Source organism: Rhizobium sp. NZLR8 (assembly GCF_019685025.1).
Taxonomy (GTDB): domain Bacteria; phylum Pseudomonadota; class Alphaproteobacteria; order Rhizobiales; family Rhizobiaceae; genus Rhizobium.
The window spans coordinates 18,100-42,597 of record NZ_JABDVY010000017.1 but is presented as its reverse complement, the minus strand read 5'-3'; the positions used below and the strand labels follow the sequence as shown (position 1 = coordinate 42,597).

General features: G+C 61.9%; 28 protein-coding genes. 11 read left to right on the top strand and 17 right to left on the bottom strand.

The genetic code is table 11. The features are described from left to right. Positions 1–141 precede the first annotated feature (141 nt). Positions 142–1,029 (top strand): acetylglutamate kinase, encoded by an 888-nt coding sequence (gene argB / locus HJB89_RS27865; RefSeq protein ID WP_207582682.1) that lies wholly within the window; start codon positions 142–144, stop codon positions 1,027–1,029. Between the two features lie 55 nt (positions 1,030–1,084). Here the strand turns inward: argB and HJB89_RS27860 are convergent, their stop codons facing one another. Both HJB89_RS27860 and HJB89_RS27855 read right to left on the bottom strand, forming a co-directional pair. Then, positions 1,085–1,855: an isocitrate lyase/phosphoenolpyruvate mutase family protein gene (locus tag HJB89_RS27860; protein WP_221150816.1), complete on the bottom strand. Its 771-nt coding sequence runs from the start codon at positions 1,853–1,855 to the stop codon at positions 1,085–1,087. Beyond that, positions 1,852–2,925 carry a bifunctional transcriptional activator/DNA repair enzyme AdaA gene (locus tag HJB89_RS27855; protein ID WP_221150815.1) on the bottom strand — a complete coding sequence of 358 codons (1,074 nt, stop codon included), beginning with the start codon at positions 2,923–2,925 and terminating at the stop codon, positions 1,852–1,854. The genes HJB89_RS27860 and HJB89_RS27855 overlap by 4 nt, the downstream gene beginning before the upstream one ends. A gap of 103 nt (positions 2,926–3,028) precedes the next feature. On the opposite strand from HJB89_RS27855, the gene HJB89_RS27850 reads away from it, so the two are divergent. Then, positions 3,029–3,742, top strand: coding sequence for a pyrimidine 5'-nucleotidase (locus HJB89_RS27850; protein ID WP_221150814.1), 714 nt, complete (start codon positions 3,029–3,031; stop codon positions 3,740–3,742). A 130-nt stretch (positions 3,743–3,872) separates the two neighbouring features. After that, positions 3,873–4,508, top strand: a complete 636-nt coding sequence (locus tag HJB89_RS27845) for an EF-hand domain-containing protein (RefSeq protein WP_221150813.1) — start codon at positions 3,873–3,875, stop codon at positions 4,506–4,508. 120 nt (positions 4,509–4,628) lie between these two features. Here HJB89_RS27845 and HJB89_RS27840 read toward each other — a convergent pair whose 3' ends face one another. Continuing rightward, complete coding sequence (locus HJB89_RS27840) at positions 4,629–5,495, bottom strand: LOG family protein (protein WP_221132425.1); 867 nt, start codon at positions 5,493–5,495, stop codon at positions 4,629–4,631. Positions 5,496–5,688: 193 nt separating this feature from the next. Here HJB89_RS27840 and dapD point away from each other — a divergent pair, with 193 nt between their 5' ends. The 3 genes from dapD (at position 5,689) to HJB89_RS27825 (ending at position 8,426) form a co-directional block, all read left to right on the top strand. Next, on the top strand, positions 5,689–6,549 hold the full coding sequence (gene dapD, locus HJB89_RS27835; protein ID WP_207582676.1) for a 2,3,4,5-tetrahydropyridine-2,6-dicarboxylate N-succinyltransferase: 861 nt from the start codon (positions 5,689–5,691) through the stop codon (positions 6,547–6,549). A 100-nt stretch (positions 6,550–6,649) separates the two neighbouring features. Continuing rightward, on the top strand, positions 6,650–7,843 hold the full coding sequence (gene dapE / locus HJB89_RS27830) for a succinyl-diaminopimelate desuccinylase (protein ID WP_207582675.1): 1,194 nt from the start codon (positions 6,650–6,652) through the stop codon (positions 7,841–7,843). Next, positions 7,830–8,426: a hypothetical protein gene (locus HJB89_RS27825; protein WP_207582674.1), complete on the top strand. Its 597-nt coding sequence runs from the start codon at positions 7,830–7,832 to the stop codon at positions 8,424–8,426. Before dapE ends, HJB89_RS27825 begins: the two co-directional genes overlap by 14 nt. Before the next feature lie 6 nt (positions 8,427–8,432). Here the strand turns inward: HJB89_RS27825 and truA are convergent, their stop codons facing one another. The 6 genes from truA to HJB89_RS27795 form a co-directional block, all read right to left on the bottom strand. Next, the gene (gene truA / locus HJB89_RS27820) at positions 8,433–9,239 is read right to left on the bottom strand and encodes a tRNA pseudouridine(38-40) synthase TruA (RefSeq protein WP_207582673.1); all 807 of its coding nucleotides are present in this window, start codon (positions 9,237–9,239) and stop codon (positions 8,433–8,435) included. Further along, positions 9,239–10,174 carry a methionyl-tRNA formyltransferase gene (fmt, locus tag HJB89_RS27815; protein WP_207582672.1) on the bottom strand — a complete coding sequence of 312 codons (936 nt, stop codon included), beginning with the start codon at positions 10,172–10,174 and terminating at the stop codon, positions 9,239–9,241. The genes truA and fmt overlap by 1 nt, the downstream gene beginning before the upstream one ends. Before the next feature lie 20 nt (positions 10,175–10,194). Further along, complete coding sequence (locus HJB89_RS27810; protein WP_207582671.1) at positions 10,195–10,614, bottom strand: type II toxin-antitoxin system VapC family toxin; 420 nt, start codon at positions 10,612–10,614, stop codon at positions 10,195–10,197. After that, on the bottom strand, positions 10,611–10,871 hold the full coding sequence (locus HJB89_RS27805; RefSeq protein WP_164006310.1) for a FitA-like ribbon-helix-helix domain-containing protein: 261 nt from the start codon (positions 10,869–10,871) through the stop codon (positions 10,611–10,613). The genes HJB89_RS27810 and HJB89_RS27805 overlap by 4 nt, the downstream gene beginning before the upstream one ends. Before the next feature lie 65 nt (positions 10,872–10,936). Next, positions 10,937–11,452 (bottom strand): peptide deformylase, encoded by a 516-nt coding sequence (gene def / locus HJB89_RS27800; RefSeq protein ID WP_221117802.1) that lies wholly within the window; start codon positions 11,450–11,452, stop codon positions 10,937–10,939. Positions 11,453–11,549: 97 nt separating this feature from the next. After that, positions 11,550–13,046: a globin-coupled sensor protein gene (locus HJB89_RS27795; protein WP_221150812.1), complete on the bottom strand. Its 1,497-nt coding sequence runs from the start codon at positions 13,044–13,046 to the stop codon at positions 11,550–11,552. A gap of 203 nt (positions 13,047–13,249) precedes the next feature. Between HJB89_RS27795 and HJB89_RS27790 the strand changes: the two genes are divergently transcribed. After that, the gene (locus HJB89_RS27790) at positions 13,250–14,473 is read left to right on the top strand and encodes a DNA recombination protein RmuC (protein ID WP_207582668.1); all 1,224 of its coding nucleotides are present in this window, start codon (positions 13,250–13,252) and stop codon (positions 14,471–14,473) included. A gap of 141 nt (positions 14,474–14,614) precedes the next feature. Next, positions 14,615–15,514, top strand: coding sequence for a ribokinase (locus HJB89_RS27785; protein ID WP_221150811.1), 900 nt, complete (start codon positions 14,615–14,617; stop codon positions 15,512–15,514). A gap of 155 nt (positions 15,515–15,669) precedes the next feature. Here the strand turns inward: HJB89_RS27785 and ptsN are convergent, their stop codons facing one another. The 7 genes from ptsN to lptC all read right to left on the bottom strand — a co-directional run bounded on the left by ptsN (position 15,670) and on the right by lptC (position 21,998). Further along, complete coding sequence (gene ptsN / locus HJB89_RS27780) at positions 15,670–16,134, bottom strand: PTS IIA-like nitrogen regulatory protein PtsN (protein WP_003570770.1); 465 nt, start codon at positions 16,132–16,134, stop codon at positions 15,670–15,672. Between the two features lie 70 nt (positions 16,135–16,204). Further along, positions 16,205–16,780 carry a ribosome hibernation-promoting factor, HPF/YfiA family gene (gene hpf / locus HJB89_RS27775; RefSeq protein WP_007633740.1) on the bottom strand — a complete coding sequence of 192 codons (576 nt, stop codon included), beginning with the start codon at positions 16,778–16,780 and terminating at the stop codon, positions 16,205–16,207. Positions 16,781–17,071: 291 nt separating this feature from the next. Beyond that, positions 17,072–17,986, bottom strand: a complete 915-nt coding sequence (locus HJB89_RS27770) for a DMT family transporter (RefSeq protein WP_221150810.1) — start codon at positions 17,984–17,986, stop codon at positions 17,072–17,074. An 88-nt stretch (positions 17,987–18,074) separates the two neighbouring features. After that, positions 18,075–19,628 carry an RNA polymerase factor sigma-54 gene (rpoN, locus tag HJB89_RS27765; RefSeq protein ID WP_207582665.1) on the bottom strand — a complete coding sequence of 518 codons (1,554 nt, stop codon included), beginning with the start codon at positions 19,626–19,628 and terminating at the stop codon, positions 18,075–18,077. A 221-nt stretch (positions 19,629–19,849) separates the two neighbouring features. Then, positions 19,850–20,626: an LPS export ABC transporter ATP-binding protein gene (gene lptB, locus HJB89_RS27760; RefSeq protein WP_007633745.1), complete on the bottom strand. Its 777-nt coding sequence runs from the start codon at positions 20,624–20,626 to the stop codon at positions 19,850–19,852. A 40-nt stretch (positions 20,627–20,666) separates the two neighbouring features. Then, complete coding sequence (locus HJB89_RS27755; RefSeq protein ID WP_207582664.1) at positions 20,667–21,317, bottom strand: LptA/OstA family protein; 651 nt, start codon at positions 21,315–21,317, stop codon at positions 20,667–20,669. 15 nt (positions 21,318–21,332) lie between these two features. Further along, positions 21,333–21,998 (bottom strand): LPS export ABC transporter periplasmic protein LptC, encoded by a 666-nt coding sequence (gene lptC / locus HJB89_RS27750; protein WP_207582663.1) that lies wholly within the window; start codon positions 21,996–21,998, stop codon positions 21,333–21,335. Positions 21,999–22,223: 225 nt separating this feature from the next. On the opposite strand from lptC, the gene sppA reads away from it, so the two are divergent. From sppA to HJB89_RS27735, 3 genes are all read left to right on the top strand, one after another. Beyond that, positions 22,224–23,174 (top strand): signal peptide peptidase SppA, encoded by a 951-nt coding sequence (gene sppA / locus HJB89_RS27745; protein WP_207584241.1) that lies wholly within the window; start codon positions 22,224–22,226, stop codon positions 23,172–23,174. A 29-nt stretch (positions 23,175–23,203) separates the two neighbouring features. Beyond that, a complete protein-coding gene (locus tag HJB89_RS27740) occupies positions 23,204–23,503 on the top strand; it encodes an integration host factor subunit beta (RefSeq protein ID WP_003544934.1) in 300 nt (99 codons plus the stop codon). A gap of 167 nt (positions 23,504–23,670) precedes the next feature. Beyond that, entirely contained in the window at positions 23,671–24,003 is a 333-nt protein-coding gene (locus HJB89_RS27735; RefSeq protein WP_164006301.1) for a DUF1049 domain-containing protein, read from the top strand. A gap of 33 nt (positions 24,004–24,036) precedes the next feature. Here HJB89_RS27735 and HJB89_RS27730 read toward each other — a convergent pair whose 3' ends face one another. Next, positions 24,037–24,471: a GNAT family N-acetyltransferase gene (locus HJB89_RS27730; protein WP_221117806.1), complete on the bottom strand. Its 435-nt coding sequence runs from the start codon at positions 24,469–24,471 to the stop codon at positions 24,037–24,039. Positions 24,472–24,498: the final 27 nt, after the last annotated feature.

Here is a 24,498-nt window from a genome sequence, read left to right as displayed (position 1 = left end):
CGTTCCTCATATCATGCTTGCATGCGCCGGAGGCTAATGACCACCGGCTCCGCGCCAGATACGAAAAACTATTGCCCTCTGGATTATTCCCTCTGTCAGAAACTTGCGATAAAAGGCCGCGAACAATTCTGCGGGGTCCCCATGAACGAGTCCGAAAGCGAACTGCAGGCACGGCTTCTGGCCAAGGCGCTGCCCTTCATGCAGCGTTACGAGAACAAGACGATTGTCGTCAAATATGGCGGCCACGCCATGGGCAATCCCGAGCTCGGCAAGGCCTTTGCCAGCGACATCGCGCTGTTGAAGCAATCGGGCGTCAACCCGATCGTCGTTCACGGCGGCGGCCCGCAGATCGGCGCCATGCTGAGCAAGATGGGCATCGAATCGAAATTCGAGGGCGGGCTTCGCGTCACCGACCAGAAGACGGTCGAGATCGTCGAGATGGTGCTCGCCGGCTCGATCAACAAGGAAATCGTCGCGCTCATCAACCAGACCGGCGAATGGGCGATCGGCCTTTGCGGCAAGGACGGCAACATGGTCTTCGCCGAAAAGGCGCGCAAGACCGTGAAGGATCCGGATTCCAACATCGAGCGCGTGCTCGATCTCGGCTTCGTCGGCGAGGTGGTCGAGGTCGACCGCACGCTGCTCGATCTGCTCGCCCGCTCCGAGATGATCCCGGTGATCGCCCCGGTCGCACCCGGCCGCGACGGCGCCACCTACAACATCAATGCCGATACTTTCGCCGGCGCCATTGCCGGCGCGCTGAACGCCACCCGCCTGCTCTTCCTGACCGATGTGCCCGGCGTGCTCGACAAGAACGGCCAGCTGATCAAGGAGCTTTCCGTCGCCGAAGCGCATGCGCTGATCGCCGACGGCACGATCTCGGGCGGCATGATCCCGAAGGTCGAGACCTGCATCGATGCGATCAAGGCCGGCGTCCAGGGCGTCGTCATCCTGAACGGCAAGACAGCCCATTCCGTCCTGCTCGAGATCTTCACCGAGCACGGCGTCGGAACGCTGATCGTCCCCTGATCGAGGTTGCGCCCTTCTCCGGCGAAGGGCGCATCTTCCAAGATTGGAACCGAAATCAGAGCGGGCTATAGATCGCCGCCGCGGCTTCCTTCAGCTTCTCCATCATGGCCCGGTATGGCCCCGGGCCGTAGCTGATGCGCGAGACGCCGAGCTTTCCGAGCGCTGCCGGTTCGGGCGCGCCCGGCTTCATCATGATATTGACCGGCATGCTGGAGGCGGCGCAGATCTTCTCGATCAGCGCTGGTTCGATGAGGCCGGGCACGAAGAAGCCGCTGGCGCCTGCCGCTGCATAGGCCTTGCCACGCTCGACTGCCTCGTCGACCAGACCGGCATGCCTGGAGCCGTCGCCTTCCTGAAGGAACAGGTCGGTGCGGGCGTTGATGAAGAAATCGATATCCCTCGCCTCGGCCATTTCCCGGATGGCGCGGATGCGGGCCGCCTGCGCCTCCACCGGATGAAGGCCGCTCGCGCCGATCTTTTGATCCTCGAAATTGATGCCGACGGCGCCGGCCTCGATCACTTTCGCCACATTGGCCGCGGCACCTGAAGGGTCCGTCGAATAGGCGCCTTCGAAATCGACCGAGAGCGGCAGTCCGTTGACGGCGGCGATCGAGCGTGCCGTCTCAAGCAGCACTTCCATCGGCAGCTTCTGGCCGTCGCCATAGCCTTGAGCGGCGGCGACCGACCAGCTTCCGGTCGCCAGCGCCTTGGCGCCGGCTTCCGTCACCGCCTTGGCCGTTCCGGCATCCCAGATGTTGTAAAGAATGACCGGGTTGCCCTTGCTGTGCAGCGCGCCGAATGCCTTGGCCTTTTCAGTCTGGTTCATGTTGTCTCCTCCATCTTTGATTGTGTGCTGATCTTCTCTTCATGCCGCAGCAGCCATTGCTTGCGCCAGAGTCCGCCGCCATAGCCGGTCAACGATCCATCCGCGCCGAGCACGCGATGACAGGGCACGATGATGGCTAGCTGGTTGGCGCCGTTGGCGCGGCCGACGGCACGCACGACTTCCGGCCTTTCCATCTGCCTTGCAAGATCGCCATAGGCGCGGGTCTGACCGACAGGGATATCCATGAGCTTTGCCCAGACATGTTTTTCGAAGGGCGTGCCGCCGAGCGCCAATGGCGTCGTGAAGACCGTGCGCCGCCCTTCGAAATAGTCCCGGATCTCCGTCTCGATCCGGTCGATTGCCGCCGTGCGGCCGATCGCGACCGAGGAGCGGACGCGCTTCTGCAGTGCCTCGAGCTCGCTCAGTAGCGCCTTGCGGTCGTGAAATTCGAGCAGATGCAGATGTGTCTGGTCGGCAACCGCGATCATCGGCCCGAGCGGCGTGTCGAACCAGTCGGCAAAAAGCAGTTCGCGGTTCTGCGAAAGCGCCGGCGCCTTGCCGACGAGCCGCTGGAATGCCGTGCGGAAGCCGCTCGGAGACTCGTATCCGGCGTCGATCTGCGCATCGATGACGCGTGCGCCATCGGCTAGTTGCCGGGCCGCTTGCCCGAGACGGCGGTAGCGGACGACGTCATGAAAGGTCATGCCGAACGCCCGCTTGAAGGCGCGCCGCACTGTCGAGGGATCATGTCCGCGGCGCACAAGCTCGTCTTCGGTCCAGCGAACCTGCGGCTCGCTGTCGAGCGCGGCAAGCAACACGTCGACGATCGGCTCCCTGCCCGGCTGCTCCAGCGGCCGGCAGCGCCGGCAGGGGCGAAAGCCGGAATGCATGCAGGCGGCGATCGTCTCGAAGAACAGGGTATTTTCCCGCTTCGGCTTACGCGCCGGACAGGTCAGACGACAGAAGATGCCCGTCGTCTTGACGCAGACATAGGCCTGGCCCTCATAATCGGCGCGGCGCGCGATCAGGGCATCATAGAGCGTATCATCGTCGGGCCGTTCGAAAAACATGTCCGTTTTCTAGCATCCCGAGCCTGCGACGTCCGCCGAAAATCGGGCGTCTATTTTATTGTTGTCGATTTCCTTGCGGCCGTACCCGTGCCATAAGTCCGCCATGACAAAGATCGACCGCACGCCTGATAAAGCCGACTTCGCGCACGTCACAGACTGGGTCTTCGACCTCGACAACACGCTCTATCCGCATCATGTCAATCTCTTCGCGCAGATCGACAAGAACATGACCGCTTATGTCGCGGCGCTCTTACAGATGGAGCGGGAAGAGGCGCGCAAGCTGCAGAAGCAATATTACCTCGAGCATGGCACGACGCTGCAGGGATTGATGATCCATCACGGCATCGACCCGAACGACTTCCTCGAAAAGGCGCATGCGATCGACTACACGGCGCTGACGCCGCAGCCTGAACTCGGCGCGGCGATCAAGGCGCTGCCGGGGCGCAAGTTCATCTTCACCAATGGCAGCGTCAAGCATGCGGAAATGACGGCCGAAGCGCTCGGCATTCTCGAGCATTTCGACGACATCTTCGATATCGTCGCCGCCGACTACGTGCCGAAGCCGGCGCAGGCGACCTACGACAAATTCATGGCGTTGAAGCGCGTCGAAACCAGCAAGGCGGCGATGTTCGAGGATCTGCCGCGCAATTTGACCGTGCCGAAGGCGCTCGGCATGCAGACCGTGCTGCTGGTGCCGCGCAATCTCGAAGAGACGGTCGTCGAATGGTGGGAAAAGACCAGCGGCGAAGAGGATCATATCGATTTCGTCACCGACGACCTCGCCGGGTTTCTCGGCAGGATTACCGGTCCGGGCTGATTTCGCCCGGGCTGACGGCGACCGACGGCATTACCAAAGTTTCATTCAGCTTACCGATGTTTAACTGGGTCTTTCCGCCCCGTTGCCATAGCTTTCTTCGTGAGGGGACACCTCACGAAAGGCAAATACGATGTACCGCAACAAGCTGATACTGGCAGCGCTTTCCTCCACCCTCATCTTCGGCGCAGCCGCCGGGGCAGGCTATGCAGCACCCGGTGACGGGCCGCGTCAGCACGCCGGCATGCACGGTCCAGGGCCTGCCGCCTTCCGCGAAATCACCTATGTCCGCATGCTCAAGCAATTCGACGCGAACAAGGACGGGCAAGTTACCAAGGAGGAGGCCACGGCCGGCCTCGACAAGGTTTTCGCTGCGATCGACACCAACCAGGACGGCTCGCTGACTCCGGGTGAAATCCGCGAATACCAGAAGACGCAGATGCAGGCGATGAAGGATCAGCGCAAGCAGGATGCCGGCGAAACCAAGGATGCGGATACCGCAGCCGCGACACCGGAGGATAACGATCAGGCACGGCCGCCCCGCGAAGGGCACGGCGGGCACGATGGCCGTGATGGACATCACTGGATGCGCCATGGCGGCAACTTCATGCGCGCCTCGATGATGATGCACCGGGTCGACACCGACCAGAACGGCCAGATTTCCAAACAGGAAGCCGTCGCCGCCTTCGACAAGCTGTTTGCGCGGATGGACCGCAACAAGGACGGCGTCATCTCGATCGACGACATGCCGGACCGGCCGCTTCTGTAAGGCCGGCCGCACTATTGCTCCGCTCTTTCCCCTGGTTCGGCGAGGAAAGAGCGGAGATCTAACTGTTTGTTCTACGCATTCCGGACGGAAAACCGCTTTGCACTTTGCCTCGGAATTGCGTTATTCCCGGTGTTCGTAGAAATCCTGGACAATCTTCCACGCGGCTTCAGCCGTGTCGACGAAGCTGATCAGCTTGACGTCGTCGGGCGCGATCGTGCCGAATTCGGCCAATGCGTCGAAATTAATGATGCGTCTCCAGAACGTCTCGCCGAAGAGGATCAGCGGCAGACGCTCCATGCGGCCGGTCTGGATCAGTGTCAGGCATTCGAAGAATTCGTCGAGTGTTCCAAAGCCGCCGGGAAACACTGCGATCGCCTTGGCGCGCACCATGAAATGCATCTTGCGGATGGCAAAATAGTGGAAGTTGAAGCTGAGTTCCGGCGTTACATAGGCGTTCGGCGCCTGCTCGTGCGGCAGCACGATGTTGAGGCCAATCGAAGGTGCGCCCTCGTCGGCCGCGCCGCGATTGCCCGCTTCCATCACGCCGGGGCCGCCGCCGGTGACGATGACATATTCGTGGAAATCGAAGCTTGCCGAATATTTCGAGCAAAGCCGGGCAAATTTGCGCGCCTCGTCATAATAGACCGAGGCCGCCTCCAGGTTGACGCGCTGGACATCGTTGCGGGCGGCCCAGGCGCTCTGCCCAGGGGCGGGAATGCGGGCGCCGCCGAACATGACGACGGTCGACTTGATGCCGCGTTCGGTCAGCATCATTTCCGGCTTCATCAGTTCCAGCTGCAGGCGGATCGGCCGCAGCTCCTCGCGGCAGAGGAAATCCTCGTCGACATAGGCAAGGCGGTAGGCAGGCGACATCGTCTGCGGCGTCTTCGGCACGGCCTCGGCGCGCTGCCTGTCGGTCGAACTGCTCTTCAGCGGGTCCCATACGCCATCCTTGCGCCGCGAACCGCCGTTCCGTCCCTTCGCCATCTCGAAATGCCTTTCAGTATTGCCGGCTACGAAGCCGGATATGTCGCTATAACGCCTTGAATCCAGGTGCGATCTTGTCGGAAAAATCATTCCGTTCTACGGCTGCATGCTGTAGAGCAGGATAAACCCCCGCCAACCGCGTTCCGGAGATTTCGCCGTCTCCACGATAAAGATCGAAGTTTAAGGAATTCTCATGAGCGCCACCGACCTCGCATCCCTCGAAAAGACCATCGAAGCCGCCTTCGACAATCGCGACAATGTGAACACGTCGACGAAGGGCGAGGTTCGCGATGCGGTCGAAGCCGCACTCGATCTGCTCGATGCCGGCACGGTCCGCGTCGCGACGCGCGGCGCCGACGGCGCCTGGACGGTCAATCAGTGGCTGAAGAAGGCCGTGCTCTTGTCCTTCCGTCTCAACGATATGGACGTGGTCAAGGGCGGTTCGGGCAATTCCACATGGTGGGACAAGGTGCCGTCGAAGTTCGAAAACTGGGGCGAAAACCAATTCCGCGCCGCCGGCTTCCGCGCCGTGCCGAACTGCGTCGTGCGCCGCTCGGCCTATATTGCCCCGAACGCCATCCTGATGCCCTCCTTCGTCAATCTCGGCGCCTATGTCGGCGAAGGCACGATGGTCGACACCTGGGCAACGGTCGGCTCCTGCGCCCAGATCGGCAAGCATGTGCATCTGTCCGGCGGCGTCGGCATCGGCGGCGTGCTGGAGCCGATGCAGGCCGGCCCGACGATCATCGAGGACAATTGCTTCATCGGCGCTCGTTCGGAAGTGGTCGAGGGCTGCATCGTCCGCGAGGGCTCGGTGCTCGGCATGGGCGTCTTTATCGGCAAGTCGACCAAGATCGTCGACCGCGCCACCGGTGAGGTGACCTACGGCGAAGTGCCGCCTTATTCCGTCGTCGTCGCCGGCTCGATGCCGTCGGCCAATGCGACCATGGGCAACGGCAAGCCGGCGCCGCATCTCTACTGCGCCGTCATCGTCAAGCGCGTCGATGAACAGACCCGCTCCAAGACCGGCATCAACGAGCTGCTCAGAGATTGATGACACCAGGACATTGATCCGGTAAACAGACGGCGTCTTTTACGCGAGGCGCCGCCGCCTTGCCATGTCTTTGCCATTCCCGCCGGATAGTTCGACCGCCATGACCGCTACCGATCCCGTCGCCAATCTCCAGACGCTGATTCGCTGCCCCTCCGTGACACCCGCCGAAGGCGGCGCGCTGTCGGCGCTCGACGCCATGCTTGCGCCGCTCGGCTTCACCGTCGACAAGGTGAAAGCCAGCGAAGAGGGCACAGCCGATATCGAAAACCTCTATGCCCGCCTCGGCAAGGATGGCCCGCATCTGATGTTTGCCGGGCATACCGATGTCGTGCCGGTCGGCGACGAGGCCGCCTGGACGCATCCGCCCTTTGCCGCCGAGATTGCAAAGGGTGAGCTTTTCGGCCGCGGCGCCGTCGACATGAAGGGCGGCATCGCCTGTTTCGTCGCCGCCGTCGCCCGCCATATCGAGAAAAACGGGCCGCCCTCCGGCTCGATCTCCTTCTTGATCACCGGCGATGAAGAAGGCCCGGCGATCAACGGCACGGTCAAGCTCCTGCAATGGGCCACTGAGCGCGGCGAGCGCTGGGATGCCTGCCTGGTCGGCGAGCCCACAAATCCGGACAGGCTGGGCGACATGATCAAGATCGGCCGGCGCGGCTCGCTGTCGGGCCGAATCACCGTGCACGGCGTCCAGGGCCATGCCGCCTATCCGCACCTTGCCGACAATCCGGTGCGCGGCATGCTGCAGCTGACCCAGGCGCTGATGGACTCGCCCTTCGACGGTGGCACCGACGACTTCCAGCCCTCGAACCTCGAAGTGACCACGGTCGATGTCGGCAATCCGGCGACCAATGTCATTCCGGCGAAGGCATCGGCCAGCTTCAACATTCGCTTCAACGACAGCTGGACGGCCGAAACGCTGCGCGCCGAAATCCTGCGCCGCCTCGATGCCGCCGCCGGCAACGGCCAGCTGCGGCCGGGCCGCGAGCCGGTGAAATACGATATCGTCTGGGCCGACCGGCCAAGCCACATGTTCCTGACGCGCAACAATGGCTTGATTGCCTCGCTGTCATCGGCCGTCGAAAGCGTTGCCGGCCGCTCGCCGGCGCTTTCGACCACCGGCGGCACGTCGGATGCGCGCTTCATCAAGGATTATTGCCCGGTCGTCGAGTTCGGCCTCGTCGGCCAGACGATGCACATGGTCGACGAGCGCGTCGCAGTCGCCGATCTGGAGACGCTGACGGCGATCTACGAGACCTTCATCGCCCGCTGGTTCACCAATGCCGGGGCTTAGGGAAGTCCAGTACTATCTGGCCGGCCTCTGGCTGCTGATCCGGCTGGATCCGCGCGGCTTCCGCTACCTCGACATGTCCGAGCGCGGCGTCAACCGCTCGTTCTGGGCGATGGCCTGGTGCCTGCCGCCGATGGGCATTTCCTGGCTCTGGTGGCGACAGGCCTTCCTGCGGTCGATGCCGCCGGAAGCCGATGTCGGCTTTGCCTTCTATGTCAGGCTCGGCCTTGTCGAGGTCGCCAACTGGTTTGTGCCGCTGGTCTTTGCCGGGCTGCTGCTGCTGGCCTTCCGCATGGGTGAGCGTTTCGCCCCGGTCGTCGTCAGCGTCAACTGGCTCGGCGTGCCGCTCTCCTATATCAACGGGCTGCTGCTGGCGATGGTGGTCTTTCTGCCCGGCTCCGTCGGCCTCGTCTCGCTGCTGCTGCTTGCCTTCATGCTGGCGCAGGTCTTCGCGCTGGCGCGCATTGTCCGGATGATCTGCCATGGTCACGCCTTGATGGTCGGGGCGCTGACGCTGGTGCTGCTCGTGCCGTCGATGATCCTTTCGGAATATCTGCAGCACTTCCTCGGCATCTATCCCCCCTGAGCGGGCTTACGACAGATCTTCGCCGTCACCGTCATCGGTGACCGGCCTGCGGCGATCCGGGATCACGTCGGGATAATCCACCCGCATGAAATAGAGCCCATCCGGCGGCGCCACCGGGCCGCAGGCCTTGCGGTCGCGCGCTTCGAGGGCTGCCTCGACATCTTCAGGCGTCCATTTGCCTTCACCGGCGAGCTTCAGCGTGCCGGCGAAGGAGCGAATCTGGTTGTGGAGGAAGCTCTGCGCCGTGGCGCGGATCTCGATGAGCTCGCCGTTGCGGGTCACATCCAGCCGGTCGAGCGTACGCACCGGGCTGTTTGCCTGGCAATGGGCGGCGCGGAAGGTGGAGAAATCGTGCCGGCCGACCAGCTTCTGGGCGGCGGCGTGCATGACCTCGTGATCGAGCACCTTTGGTACCCACCAGGCCTTGCCGGCTTCAAGCGCCAGCGGCGCCCGGCGGCTGAGGATACGGTAGAGGTAATGCCGCCGCAACGCCGAGAAGCGAGCATCGAAGAATTCGGGAGCCACCTCGACATCGAGAATCGAGACACGCTCGCCGGCGAGCCTCAGATGGGCGTTCAAGGCATTCTGCAGCTTGTAGGGCGACCAGTCCTTGGAAAGATCGGTATGAACCACCTGCCCCATCGCGTGGACGCCAGAATCGGTGCGGCCGGCGCCGCGGACCAAGACCGCCTCGCCGGTCAGCGACAGCACCGCCGCTTCGATCGCGCCCTGCACCGAGGGGCCGTTCTCCTGTCGCTGCCAACCCACATAGGGGCCGCCGTCATATTCGACGGTCATGCGGAAACGTGGCATCAGGAAAGCCTCGTGCCTGCGCCAAGCGGCGTGCCCCTGAGGAAATCGGCTGCCGCCAGCGGCTTGCCGCCTGCCTTCTGGAGCCGCGTCAGCCGCACCGCGCCCGACGCGCAGGCGACCAGAAGATCGTCGGTCAGCAATTGCCCGGCTATCCCCTGGCCTTCGGCCAGCTCGGAGCCCAGCACCTTCACCCGCTCGGGCTTGCCGCCGATCTCAAGTTCGAACCAGGCCCCCGGAAATGGCACCAGGCCGCGGATATGATTGTGCACATCCCTGGCATACCTGGCGAAATCGATCCGCGTCTCGGCCTTGTCGATCTTGGCGGCATAGAGCACGCCTTCTTCCGGCTGCGGGGTCAATGGCAGGTCGTTCATCTCCAGCTTGACCATGGCCTCGGTCATCGCCTTGGCGCCGACCTGCATCAGCCGGTCATGCAACTCGCCTGCCGTCATGTTGGGGCCGATCTCGACTTCTCGGGTCAGCGCCACGGCGCCGGTATCGAGACCCTTGTCCATCTTCATCACCATCATGCCGGTCTTTGCGTCACCCGCCATGATCGCCCGCTGGATCGGAGCCGCACCCCGCCAGCGCGGCAGCAGCGAGGCATGGCCGTTATAGCAGCCATCGCGGGTGCCGTTCAAAACCGCCTCCGGCAGCAGCAATCCGTAGGCAACGACGACGCCGGCATCGGCCTTGAGAGCGGCAAATCTCTCGCGCTCCTCAGGATCTTTAAAATTGACCGGCGTGAAGACCGGGAGACCTAGCAGTTCGGCCGCCTGATGCACCGGCGATTTCTGCAGATCGAGCCCGCGCCGCCCGCCTGGCCGCGGCGGCTGCGTATAAACGGCGACAATCCTGTGGCCGGCATCGACGAGTAGGCGCAGGGTCGGGACCGAGAATTCCGGGGTTCCCATGAAGATGATGCGAAGAGACATTCTATCTCGCCAATTGAGGATCAACCGTCTTCAAACGGGTTTACGAGCTTGAGATCAAGCCCCTCGAAATCTGTGGTGTTGCGGGTGGCAAGCGTCGCGCCGTTGGCAAGGCAGATGGCGGCAATCATCGCATCCTTCGTTTCGATCGGCCGCCCGGCCTTTCTGCGCTCCGCTGCCAATAGCCCGTACCGGTTCGCCGCACTGAGGGAAAACCCGAGGATACGGCCGGCAAATTCCGATTCGATCCGATTGAAGTCGGATACCAACGCTGTCTTTCGCCTGCCGTCGTCGAGGAGTTCAAGACCATAGCGCATTTCGGCGACGGCGATCGTCGTCAGAAATAGCGTTTCAACGTCGTGGCCATCAAGCCAATTCAATATCCGCTCGCTGTAGGCCCTACCCTGCATTTCGGAAATCACATTCGTATCGAGGACGATCATGTGTCGAAGCGCGGTGGTTCGCGATCGCGTTCGTGGCGCGATGCGGCAATGGCTTCCACTTCATCTTCGCGCAATCTTTCGTCACCCATCAGGGAGCGCAGGCGCTGCCCGGCCGAAACGCCCGAGCGCTCCGCAGCGATCTGCCGGCGGAGGATTTCGATCGCCTCCTCCGAAAGGCTGCGGCCATTGCGCTGCGCGCTTTCCTGAAGCTGCCGTTTCATCACATCCGGAACATCGCGGATAAGCAGGTCACCCATTCGGCATCTCCATCATGATATCGGTGATATCATAGTGCCTTTCCGGTGAATTTTCAACGCAATGCTCAGAGCGCCTTCGACTTCGCCGCCTTGGTGAACTTCTTGATCACCATCTCCCGCTTCAGCCGCGAGATATAATCGATGAACAGCACGCCGTTCAGATGGTCGATCTCGTGCTGCAGGCAGGTGGCGAGCAGGCCGTCGGCTTCAACCGTCTGTTCCTTGCCGTTCCGGTCGAGATATTTGACAGAGACGACAGCCGGGCGCTCAACCTCCGCATAATAATCCGGGATCGACAGGCAGCCTTCCTCGTAGACCGAGCGCTCGTCGGAGGAGGTGACGATCTCCGGGTTGATGAACACCTGCGGCTGCTTGTCCTCGCCCTCGCGCGCGATGTCGATGACCAGCATCCGGCGCGGTACGCCGATCTGAACTGCCGCAAGGCCGATGCCCGGCGCGTCGTACATGGTTTCCAGCATGTCGTCGGCAAGGCGCTGCAGGTCGGCGTCAACCCGCTCGATCGGCTTGGAGATCTGACGGAGAACGGGATCGGGAAGAATGATGAGTGGCTTGATGGTCATGGCGTTCCCATAACCCATCTTTTCCGACTATGGAATTATCCGGCAGGCGGGGAAGACGCTTTTTTGCATCCCCGCCTGGAATTTCGCCATATTCGCCTCAGGCCGCCCGGCGGGCAGCGATGGCGGCATGGCCCTCGGGCCGGGCGCGGAAGCGGCGCAGCAGCTCGATCAGGTTCTCCACCTCGTCCTTGAGGCGGCGGGTTTCTGCCGAGGAGTGCTCAACCATGTCCGAATTCTGCTGGGTGATCGCACCCATGTTGCGGACCGCGATGCTGACCTCATTGACGCCGGTCGCCTGGTCGCGGGCGGCGGCGGCGATATCGGCGACGAAACGGTTGATGATGTCGATGCGGCTGATCATGTCGTTCAGCGCCTCGCCGGTACTGGAGACGATGCCGACGCCCTCATTGACCTGGGTCGAGCTCTGCGAGATCAGGTTCTTGATCTCCTTGGCGGCTTCCGCCGTGCGCTGGGCGAGCTGGCGGACTTCCTGGGCGACGACGGCAAAACCCTTGCCGGCATCACCGGCGCGCGCCGCCTCGACACCGGCGTTCAGCGCCAGAAGATTGGTCTGGAAGGCGATCTCATCGATGACGCCGATGATCTTGGAGATCTCGGTCGAGGATTTGTCGATGCCGGCCATCGCCGAGACGGCGCTGGTGACGAGTTCGCCGGAGTTCTTCGCCTTCTGCTGCGTCTCGCGCACGGCAGCCGATGCCTTTTCGGCATTGGCGGCCGTCTGGCCGACGCTGACGGAGAGCTGCTGCAGGGCGGCTGAACTCTCCTCGACGCCCGCCGCCTGCTGGGCGGTGCGAAGCGCCAGGTCGTTGGTCGCAGTGGAAATGACATCGGCGCCGCCCATGATCTGGCCCGAGGCCTCGCGCACGGATGCGAAGGACTTGCGAAGGGCGCCGACGGCGCGGTTGTAATCCTCGGCCATCTGCCGGAAATTACCCGGCAGGTCGGACGGCAGAGTGGCTTCGAGATCGCCGTTCGAAAGCGCTTCCAGACCGCGGCGCAGTTGCTCCAGTGCCATCGCCTGGTCGGATTCGGCCTTGGCGCGCTGCTCTTCCAAGGCGCGGCGCTTGGCTTCGAGCGTTTCGAGATAGACCGAGATGGAATAATCCATGTCGAGCATGCCGGCCTTGATGACGGCCGACAGCTTCTCGGCCAGCAGCTTGCCTTGCTGGCGCGCGAAAACCGACGGCCACTGCTTTTCCATGATGCCCTTGACGAGTTCGGACATGACGATGGCGTAACCGCCGATATACCAGCGCGGCTCCAGGCCGATGCGGGCGTGCGTCCGGCCGACCGCGGTGACGCCGTCGACATAACTGTCGTCGAACGCACCGCCGGCGAGATTGGCCCAATGATCCTGCTGGCGCTGCTTGGCTTTGCCGACATGGTTCTTGTCGGCAAAGAAGCCGGCGACAGCCGGGGTTCTGGCAATCTTGGCGTAGAATTTATCGAGGGCGCCGCCGATCAGCTCGGTGATGACAGGGCGCAGATCCCGCATCGACTTGCGCGCCGCCTCGTCGAGTTCGATGAAATCGAGGCGCTGCCTGAGGGCACTGTCGGTCTGCCGGGAGGTCATCGGGATCTCTGTACTTGGCGCGAGTGTGCGGGAAGGAATTCTGCGCCGCAGGTTTTGGCGAATATGGTTGAGCAATCGTTAAATCGAGGCGCAATTTCTCCGCAGGAGCCAGCAGAAGTAGCGGCGTGCGAGGATAGTGGCGACCGCCAATTCCGTTCACCCTTTGATCTATATATTGCCGTCTCTTCTGGTATGGTTGCGACATGACCGTCAATTCCGATTCGTTCACTGTGTCGCTTGCCTCGATCAGCCCGGCCATGCTGGCGCTTGCCGGCGGGGTTCTGTTGGCGTTTGTCCTGCTGGTGATCGTGCTGCTGCTACGGGGCGCGAGCCTTCGCCACGAGCAGGCGGAGGAAGCGAGCTTTCGCGCTGGGGAAAGCGACGCGCGCATGGCCGAGCTTCTCAGGATCCAGGCGGAGATGCAGGGCCGCATCGCGGCGATGACCGAGGTCTTCGGCGCGCGGCAGAGTGAACTCAACCAGACGATCAGCCAACGCCTCGACGGCATGTCGCAGCGCGTCAACTCGACGATCACCGAGCAGACCAAATCGACCCATGAGAACCTGCAGCGGCTGCAGGAAAGGCTGGCGGTGATCGATGCCGCGCAGAACAATATCCAGACGCTCGCCAAGGATGTCGTCGGGCTGCAGGCCATTCTGTCCAACAAGCAGACACGTGGCGCCTTCGGCCAGTCGCGGATGGAGACCATCGTCGCCGACGGCCTGCCGATGGGCGCCTATGCCTTCCAGCAGACGCTCACCAACGGCTCGCGACCGGATTGCACGATCCGCATGCCGAACGGCGCGCCGCCGCTGGTGATCGACGCAAAATTCCCGCTCGAAGCCTGGAACGCGATCCGCGACGCCGGCAGTCCCGAGGCCGGCAAGACCGCCGGCCAGCAGTTCCGCCGCGACATGGAGGTCCATATAAGGGACATTTCCGAGAAATATCTGATCCAGGGCGAAACCCAGGACACGGCCTTTCTCTTCGTGCCGTCGGAATCGATCTTCGCCGAGATCCACGAAAACTTCGAGCCGGTGGTGCAGAAGGCGCACCGGGCGCGCATCGTCATCGTCTCGCCGTCGCTGCTGATGCTGTCGATCCAGGTCATCCAGGCCGTGCTCAAGGACCAGAGCATGCGGGCGCAGGCGCATCTGATCCAGGGCGAGGTGGCGATCCTGATGGACGATCTCGGCCGCCTCGACGAGCGGGTGCGCAAGCTGCAGGGTCATTTCGCCCTGGCGCAGAAGGATATCGACATGGTGGTCACCTCGGCCGACAAACTCACCAGGCGCGGCGCCAAGATCGAAGCGCTGGAATTCGAGGCAGGCGGCGAGGCCAAGCCTGCTCGCGACAGCGAACCTGCGGCCAAATCGGTGGAAAGCCGTACCGGTCTTCTCAAGCTCAGGGTGGTTGACGAGGAGTGACCGCTTCGGGCAGTGTCTCGCCCGAATGAAACAGCAGGAGCATGATGTCTTTCGAAAACCGCGCACACTTTTCGGCATCATGCTCTATCGAAGAAGTGGAGCATGCCGTCGCCGCATGCCCCAAAAGACGGGACACCCTTGATGATAACAGTTTTCGGGTCCATCAACATGGACCTCATCGCCACGACCGAGCGCCTGCCGAAGCCCGGCGAAACGGTGGCCGGCAACGGTTTTGCCACAGCCGCCGGCGGCAAGGGCGCCAACCAGGCGCTGGCAGCGCGGCGCGCCGGCCGCTATGTGCATATGGCCGGCGCCGTCGGCAAGGATAGCTTCGCCGCCGATGCCCTTTCCCTGCTCGATGATGCAGGAACCGATCTTTCTCTCGTCAAACATGTCGACGGTCCCACCGGCACGGCGCTGATCCTTGTCGGCGGCGACGGCGAAAACATGATCGCCGTCGTTCCCGGCGCCAACGGCCTGGTCGCGCCTGAGGATGCCGAGACGGCGATCGGCGGCATGAAGGAAGGCGATATCCTGATGCTGCAGCTCGAAGTGCCGGCTGCAGCCGTCGAACGCGCCCTGTCGACCGCCAGGGCCAAAGGCGTCACCAGCATCCTCAACCTTGCTCCTTTGATCCCCGATGCGCCGCGTCTCGGCCGACTTGCCGATATCGTCATCGCCAACGAGACCGAGTTCGAGCGGCTAGCCGGCCAAGATGGCATGGATGCGCAGGCGCGTGAGGCAGCCCTGACCCGGCTGCATGCCGAAACCGGCCAGACGTTGATCGTGACGCTTGGCGGCGACGGCGTCGTCGCCATCCGCGATGGGGCGGTTTCAAGGGCGCAGGGTCTGAAGATCGAACCCGTCGATACGGTCGGCGCCGGCGACACCTTCTGCGGCTATTTCGCTGCGAGCCTCGACGAGGGCCTCGATTTTGCCTCGGCGCTGCGCCGTGCGGCCGTTGCCGGTTCGCTCGCCTGCCTCAAATCAGGGGCACAGCCTTCGATCCCTTCGGGTGAAGACGTCGCAGCCCGGATATAGCGGGGTTTCCTTGCGAAGCCGCCGGTAAAACTCCTGCTGTTTCATGGAATTCCGGCGGTTTTTGCCTGACGCGCATCGCATCGAAGGTGATTCATGCGGCGCGCTTTCTGCAGATCCTTATCGCAAAACTGCTGCACAGGTTTGCAGGGCCTGGTTCACGCAGCGTTCGACGTCTGCTCTTCATTGAGGAAGGCGTAGATCGCCGAAGCGGAATCGGTGGCGCGCAGCTTGGCGACCAGATCGTGATCGCGCAGCACGCGGGCAATCCGCGACAGGGCCTTGAGATGATCAGCACCCGCGCCCTCCGGCGCCAGCAGCAGGAAGACGAGATCGACAGGCTGGTCGTCCAGGGCCTCGAAATCGACAGGCTGCTCCAGCCGGGCGAAGATGCCGACGATCGAATGGATGTTGACCAGCTTGCCGTGAGGAATGGCGATGCCGTTGCCGACGCCGGTCGAGCCAAGGCGTTCGCGCTGCAGGATGACGTCGAAAATCTCCCGTTCGGAGAGCCCGGTGATCCTGGCGGCTCTTGCGGCCAATTCCTGAAGCAGCTGTTTCTTGGAATTTACTCTGAGGGCGGGAATGATCGCATCCTGATGGAGCAAATCTGCCAATGCCATTTCTTTTTCCTTCTGTCGCCTTGATCAAATGCAAGGAGCGGCGGCAATACCGCCGCTCATAGCCCTGATCTCAGCCTTTGATATTGGCTGAATCGATCCAGCCAATATTTCCGTCGTGCCGACGGTAAACGATATTCAGATGTTCCTTGCCGGGGCTGCGGAACAGGAGAAGCGGCTCGTCGGTCATGTCGAGCGCCATTACGGCGGTGGCCACCGACATGGTCTTCAGCTGCTTCGTGCTTTCGGCGACGATCGCTGGCGCGAAATCGTCGGGGATTTCATCTTCGTGGTCAGGAACGGAATCCATGACCGTGTAGGCGACTTCTGCAAAACCGTTCAGATGGTTTCCGGCGTGATGGTCCTTCAGCTTGCGCTTGTAGCGGCGCAGCCGTTTTTCGATGCGCTGGGAAGCGGCGTCGAAAGCCAGCTGCGGGTCCGTCGCCTCGCCGGCCGCATGCAGCACCACCCCACTGTCGAGATGAAGCTTGCAGTCTGCCGAGTAACGAGAACTCGCCTTTTCCACGGTCACCTGACCCGAATATCCCCCGTCGAAGTATTTCGTGATGGCCATACCAATTTGGTCCTCGATCTTTTGACGGAACGAGTCACCAATTTCCATATGTTTACCGGACACACGCACACTCATGGAGTTTCCCTTCTTATCGTCGTTTGCGGGTATCAGTTTACGCCAAGCCTCAGGTTCATCCAAGCACTTCGCGCAATCTCAAGCAAGATCGGCGTCAGCCTGGGGGTCCTTGGTGCCCTTCTGATGCTGGGGATAACTCCAGACGCCGTTTGCGGCATCGATTGCGGCGGGCTTCTAGCCAGCCGTTGTCGAAAAGTCAATAGGGCGAAAAACCGCGATGCTAATGCGCGTGCTGCGTGCGACAGGCGCGTGCGAATACAGGGCCTGCCGCCGACCGCCAGCCAATGATTTCTAGACACTTCTCGCCTTGATTGCACTCACCCTTGCCGGGATCGTCATGGCTGCGACACCGAGGATGACGCAAACGAGTCCAATCCAGGCCGTCGGGCTCAGCCTTTCGCCGAGGAAAACGATGCCGATCGTCACTCCGATCGGCACCCTGAGATAGGCTTGCGACGTCGTTCCGACCGAACCCAGCGTCTGGACGAGACGGAAATAGATCGCAAAGGCAAGGGCCGTCGAAAAGGCGGAAAGAGCCAGCAGCGCCAGGATCGATGCGCCCGAGGGATCGAGCGTCCACGGCCGGTCGACGACGAGGCTGACCGGCAAGAGTATGACCGCGCCTGAGATCAACGAGCCGGCCGCCGGCACGGCGGGTTCGAGCTCCTTGAAGTTCTTGCTGAAAATCGCCGCGCCTGCATAGCAGGCGGTCGCCAGGATGATGGCGAGTTGCGCCATCAGGCTTTTGCCGAGACCGCCGAGCACCTCGACGCCGATGACCAGGCAGATACCGGCAAGCCCTGATATGACGCCGAAAAGCTTTCGCGCCGTCACCTGCTCATGGCGGGCTATCAGCACGGTCAGCAGGAAGGTGAAGATCGGCGTTGCCGAATTGAGGATCACAGCCAGCCCGGCATCTACGGACTGCTCCGCCCAGGCGATCAGCGTGAAGGGAATGACGCTGTTCAGACAGGCCTGAATGAAAAAACGCCGCCACATCGCGCGGTCACTGGGCAGGCGGATTCGTCGATAGCGGAGGACGACAAGCAGGATGCCGCCGGCAATCAGCGTGCGGACGGCGATCAACGTCACCGGCGGGATCGTCTCGACACCGATCTTGATGAAAGTATAGGAGGCCCCCCAAAGGGTTGCCAGCACCAGCAGCAGGAGAAGCTCCCTGGCAAGCTTCGGATTGTGCGGCGTCATGGTCGGCTTTCCCAAGTTCGTTCAAGACGTCAGAGAAATAGCGGGATTTGGAGCTCGATGCTTCGATCAAGACCGAAGCATTGCGGCGTCAGAAGCCGGCGACCTTGGCGAGCGCCCGCTTTTCGCGGCGCCGCTGGACCGAAGAGGCGATGTTCATGGCCTCCCGGTATTTCGCAACCGTGCGGCGGGCGAGATCCACGCCGCCCTTCTTCAGCATGTCGACGATATCGTCGTCGGAGAGCACCGCGTCAGGGCTCTCCTGCATGATCAGCGCGCGGATCTTGTGACGCACGGCTTCGGCCGAATGGCTGTCGCCACCGGCGACGGCGCTGATCGAGACGGTGAAGAAATATTTGAGCTCGAAGAGACCGCGCGGCGTCAGCATGTATTTGTTCGAGGTGACACGGCTGACGGTGGATTCGTGCATCTTGATCGCCTCGGCGACCGTCTTCAGGTTCAGCGGACGCAGGTGGTCGACGCCGTAAAGCAGGAAGGCGTCCTGCTGGCGGACGATCTCGCTTGCCACCTTCATGATGGTCTTCGCCCGCTGGTCGAGGCTGCGCGTCAGCCAGTTGGCGCTCTGCAGACAATCGGAGAGGAAGGCGTGATCTTCGCCATTCCGGGTCACGCGGGAAAAGTAGGACTGGTTGACGAGCACCCGCGGCAGCGTATCCGGATTGAGCTCGACCAGCCAGCCGGTGTCCGAGGAGACTCTGACGACCACGTCAGGCATGATCGCTTCGGAAACACCGGCTTCGAAACCGCTGCCGGGCTTGGGATTAAGCTGGCGGATTTCACCGAGCATGTCGAGAAGGTCCTCCTCGTCGACGCCGCAGAGCCGTTTCAGCGTGGCGAAATCGCGTCGCGCCAACAGTTCGAGGTTTTCGACGAGCGCCTGCATGGCCGGGTCGTATCGATCCTTCTGCCGGAGCTGGATCGCCAGGCATTCCGCGAGACTGCGGGCGAAAACCCCCGGCGGATCGAGCGTCTGGAGGGCGGCAAGCACGCGCTCGGCGGCCGTGAGGCTGGTGCCCAGCCGCTCACCGGTCTCGACTTGCAGATAACCGGCATCGTCAAGCTGATCGACGAAGTTCTGCGCGATCAGCCGATCGGCAACGTCAGGCAGGACGAAGGGAATCTGCTGGGCGAGATGATCGCGCAGCGACACCTGTCCGGCGACGAAATCGTCGAGATCATAATCAGCGCCCTCGCCGCCGCTGCCCGGCATCGATTTCCACTGGCCGACCAGCTCCGGCGCATCGAGGCGCTGCGGCGCGCTGTCATCGGGAAAGACATTGGTATAGTTGGCGTCGAGTTCGTCGTTCAGCCGGCTGGTGCTGGCACTGCCGCCATTGTCGTACCAGTCGCTGGAGAGCGCTTCGGTGCGGTTGTCGTAGCCGTCGTCCGAGCCTGCATCCTCCGGCGGATGACCATAAGGCTCGTCTTCGGCTTCGCCACGTTCGCCCCCTGCCTCGCCGTCATTCGACGGAAATTCGAGCAGCGGGTTCTTCTCCACTTCCTGGGCGATGAACTGGCTGAGTTCGACATGCGTCATCTGCAGCAACTGGATGGATTGCATCAGTTGCGGTGTCATCACCAGGGATTGGTTCTGGCGCAGGAAAAGACTGGCGGACAGTGCCATGACGGACGCGAAACTCCCTCGATTCCTCCGGGAAACCGCGTCCGATCAAGGCTTCAGGCCGCGGAAGTCCAACTGGCCCAAAAATTGCTTTTTTATCTCATTTGGTCAAGCGGAACTGTGTCGGCGCGGTTAATTTCTGTGGTGGGACAGGTGCAGCCGGAAGGCCTGCGCCGTTTCAGGACGACTGGGGCGCACCTTCTCTGTCTTGGCATCGTCCGCGTTCAGAGGCTGAAATTGTCGCCGAGATAGAGCCGGCGCACTTCCGGATTGTTGACGATGTCATTTGCCCGGCCATGGGTCAGCACCTCACCGGCATGGATGATGTAGGCCCGGTCGATCAGGCCTAGGGTCTCGCGCACATTGTGGTCGGTGATGAGAACGCCGATGCCGCGCGCGGTCAGGTGGTGGACGAGATTCTGGATGTCGGCGACCGAGATCGGGTCGACGCCGGCGAAGGGCTCGTCGAGCAGCATGAAGGTCGGATCGGTCGCAAGGGCGCGCGCGATTTCGAGGCGGCGACGCTCACCGCCTGACAGAGCGACGGCGGCAGTCTTGCGCAGCTTCTGGATATGAAACTCCTCCAGCAGCTCGTTCAGCTTCTGCTCGCGCTCGGCCTTGTCCTTGACATGCACTTCGAGCACGGCACGGATATTCTCTTCCACGGTCAAGCCGCGGAAGATCGAGGCTTCCTGCGGCAGGTAACCGACGCCGAGGCGTGAGCGGCGGTACATCGGCATGGTCGTGACATCGTTGCCGTCGATCTCGATCGTGCCTTCATCCACCGGCACGAGGCCGGTGATCATATAAAAACAGGTGGTCTTGCCGGCGCCGTTCGGTCCGAGCAGGCCGACGGCCTCGCCCCGGCGCACCACCAGAGAGACGCCGTTGACGACCCGACGCGTCGCATAGGTCTTCGTCAGACCGCGTGCGATGAGCGTTCCCTGATAGCGGCTCTTGTCGGCGGCACCCGCAGCTTGTGGCCCGGGCTTGCCGAACATGGTTGATAGCGATGATAATTTCACGTGGGAGGCCGGCTTCTCAGTTCTGCTTCTGCTGTGCATTCGGCTGCGATTTCGGATCGAGCTGAATCTGGACACGACCGCCGCAGCTTTCAAGCTCCGCCTGGCCGGTCTGCATGTGAACCGTCAATTTGCAGCCGGTGAAGACGTTCGGCCCATCCGACAGAATGACCTTATTTCCCTGATCCGCCGTCAGGGTGAATGTCTGCGAGGCCATGTCGAAATTGCCGTCATCGGCGGTCGCAGTCTGCGTGCCCGAGGTCAGCAAGACCTTGTCCGTCACCAGGATCTTGTCGATATCGGCACTTCCCGATGCAAGCGAGGCCGACTGCTGCGGCTGCGTTGCCGGTTGGGCGGCAGGTTGCGCCCCGTCCGCCGCCGGCTTTGCCGCCTTGTCCTTGTAATAGACGGTCATCTTGCCGGACTGCATCGTCGTCGTCCCCTGAACGACCTTGACTTTGCCGGTGAACAACGCGGTGTGTTCCTGGTCGTGAATCTCCAGCTTATCGCTTTCGATCTGGATCGGCTGGTCGTTGGAAAGCTTCATGCCCGGCATCGAGGCCGTCGCCTGCTGCGCGCCCGCGCCCGATGCCGTCAGAATAAGGGCAAACGCGCCGGCAATGAACGCCAGGCCAGTCTTGCAAGTGGAAATGCGACAATCTTTTGTCATGGATGACCCGGCTGGTTAAGTGCCCTGTTTATGGATGGTGGATGGATCGACATTCATGCGAACATTTCCCTCGAATGTGATCACGCGCCCCTTATCGGTTATCTGGAGCGTCTTCGCAACAATGGAGGCATTGTCCTTGGTGATGGTGACGGGGTCGTCGCTCTTCATGTTTCCGCCCTTGATGTCGAGCTGGGCGGACTGGAAATTCGCGTTGAGGCCGCTGCTCAGCACCAGGGTGAAGGGGGCCGTCATATGCAGGTTGTCGGTAGCGCGATTGTAATCCGCCGTCGAGGCGACGACACGGGCGATCAGCCCGTCATTCATCGGCACGGCAGCCTTGATGGTCTCAAGCGTGATGAGATCGGGATTGCGGATATCCTGCAACGCCCTTTCGGCGAGCATCGAATAGTTGATGCCGTCGGAATTGCGTCCAGCGATCGCCGGCTTTTCCATCACGACCTTGCCGTTCTCGATCTTGGCGCCTTCCATCTTGATATTCTCGGGCAGATAGATGCTAACCAACGCCACCGCCGTCAGGCCAGCCGCGATGATGAGGGCCGCCACCGGCAACAAGATCTTCAGCCGCCGCACGCGGGCGGAATGGAACAACGCATCGCCATAGGCGCTCTTGCCGGACCTGGCGTAGGCGGCATGTCCGTTGTTCTTCAGGGTATCGAGCATAGGCCTCGTCCATGTGCGGTGATCGCCGCGCCTTCATAACAAAGGCGGCCCGCCAATCACAGTTCGTTTCGCATTATTACATTGGCTTGCCAATATGGAATTTTTTCTGCAACAAGCAACAAAACGGAAAAACATCAAAAAGTGGCATTCGTACGCGCCGCTGCCACCTATTTCACCGGATTGGTCGGCTGCATGCCGAAGCCGGTGCCAGCGCTGGAGGTTTCTATGGACAGTTCGATGATTGCCGATCGCCGGCGGCTGCGCCGCAAGCTCTGGTTCTGGCGCCTGCTCGCGGTGGCCCTCGTCGTGGCGCTTGGTTTCGCCTTCTACAGCTTCACCGTCGGCGACACCAAGACGGGCCGCCCGCATATCGCCCATGTGACGATATCGGGGCTGATCGTCGACGATGACGAGCTTCTGGAGCGGCTGAAGAAGGTCGAGACCAGCGACCAGGTAAAGGCCGTGGTGATTTCGATCTCCTCGCCAGGCGGCACCACCTATGGCGGCGAAAAAATCTTCAAGGCGATCCGGGCGATATCAGCCAAGAAACCTGTCGTCTCCGACGTGCGCACGCTTGCCGCTTCGGCCGGCTACATGATCGCCACTGCCGGCGACACGATCATCGCCGGCGACAGCTCGATCACCGGCTCGATCGGCGTCATCTTCCAGTATCCGCAGATCCAGCCGCTGCTCGACAAGATCGGCGTCTCGCTGCAGGAGATCAAGTCCTCGCCGCTGAAGGCCGAGCCCTCGCCCTTCCACGAGGCGAGCGAGGAAGCCAAGGCAATGATCCGCAATATGGTGGTCGACAGCTATAACTGGTTCGTCGATCTGGTCGCCGACCGGCGCAAGCTGCCGCGCGACGAGGTGCTGAAACTCGCCGATGGCACGATCTATACCGGCCGCCAGGCGCTGAAGGTGAAACTCGTCGATACGATCGGCGGCGAGGCGGAAATCCGTGCCTATCTCAAATCGCGCGGCGTCGACGCCGACCTGCCGATGGTGGACTGGGACAAGAAGAGCAATACGCCCTTTCTGCTCGCTGGGGCTGTTTCGCGGTTGATTACGATCTTCGGTTATGATGATCTCGTGAAAGGCCAGGATATCAATGGAATCCTGCCCCCAAAGTTGCTTCTTGACGGGCTGCTTTCAGTTTGGCAGGTTGGCCACGATTGATAAGAAATCAATAATTTAAGGGGGCGAACGTGATCAAGTCCGAATTGGTGCAGATTGTTGCGGCACGCAACCCGCATCTCTATCATCGCGATGTCGAGAATATCGTCAACGCGGTTCTCGACGAGATCACGGATGCACTGGCTGCTGGCAACCGCGTCGAATTGCGCGGCTTTGGCGCGTTTTCGGTGAAGAACCGCCCTTCCCGCTCCGGACGCAACCCGCGCACCGGCGATACCGTCTTCGTCGAGGAGAAGTGGGTTCCCTTCTTCAAGACCGGCAAGGAGCTGCGCGAGCGGCTCAATCCCGGCCAGGCCGACGAAGAGGATTGAGTCTCAGCCGCCTGCGGCGAATCCGCACTTGAACTCGAAGGCCGTTTTCCTATTCTGCTTGCATATCGGCCCCGAAAATCGGAATCGATTTTCGGGGCCGATGTGTTGATAAAAGGCTTGAAACGCGCCAGGAAAGACCGGCGCAATCCGGCATGTGGGGACCTCAAATGGCCAAGAAGATCGTCAACCTGTTGATTCTGCTGCCGCTCGGCGTCATCCTCATTATCTTTTGCGTCGCCAACCGGCAGAGCGCTACGCTCGCCTTCAACCCGTTCCGGCCTGACGATCAGGTGCTTGCAATTTCTGCGCCCTTCTTCGTCTTCCTGTTCATTGCCCTGATCACAGGCATGCTGATCGGTTCAGCCGCCACCTGGTTCAGCCAGGGCAAACACCGCAAGCGCGCCCGCACCGAAGCCAAGGAAGCCATCCGCTGGCAGGGTGAAGCCGACCGCCACAAGAACCGCGCCGAGGAAATCGCCGGGCAGCTGCCGTCGCGGTAACAGGCTCAATGCCGGGGACGCTTCGGCGGTCGGTCAATCCGGAAAAAAGCTCAGTTCCTCGTAGTCGCCCTCCGGCGAGGTGCCGTTGCCGGTCACCTGGAAACCGTGGGCGAGGTAGAACGCTTTCGCTCTGCCGTTCTTCACCAGGCATTTCAGCCGGTACCGGTGTTGCGGCCATTCGGGCAGCGCCTGCAGCAGCGACGTACCGGCACCAAAGCCCTGGAAGTCCGGGCTGATATAGAGCATGTGAATGAAATCATCGGCCGGCCAGAGCGACAGGAAGCCGGCTACACTGCCGTTTTCATGCTCGCAGACGAAGACCGTCTCGCCATTGGTATGGGCGGCAAAATCCTCACGGTAGAACTTGCCGGGGTCGACCCAGACGAATGTTTGGCGACGCACGGAAAGATAAATCTCCGCGAGCATTTCCTGGTCTTCCGCGCGCGGCGGCCTGATTGTCCACGTCATGACGTCGATTTAACCCAAGCCCCTATC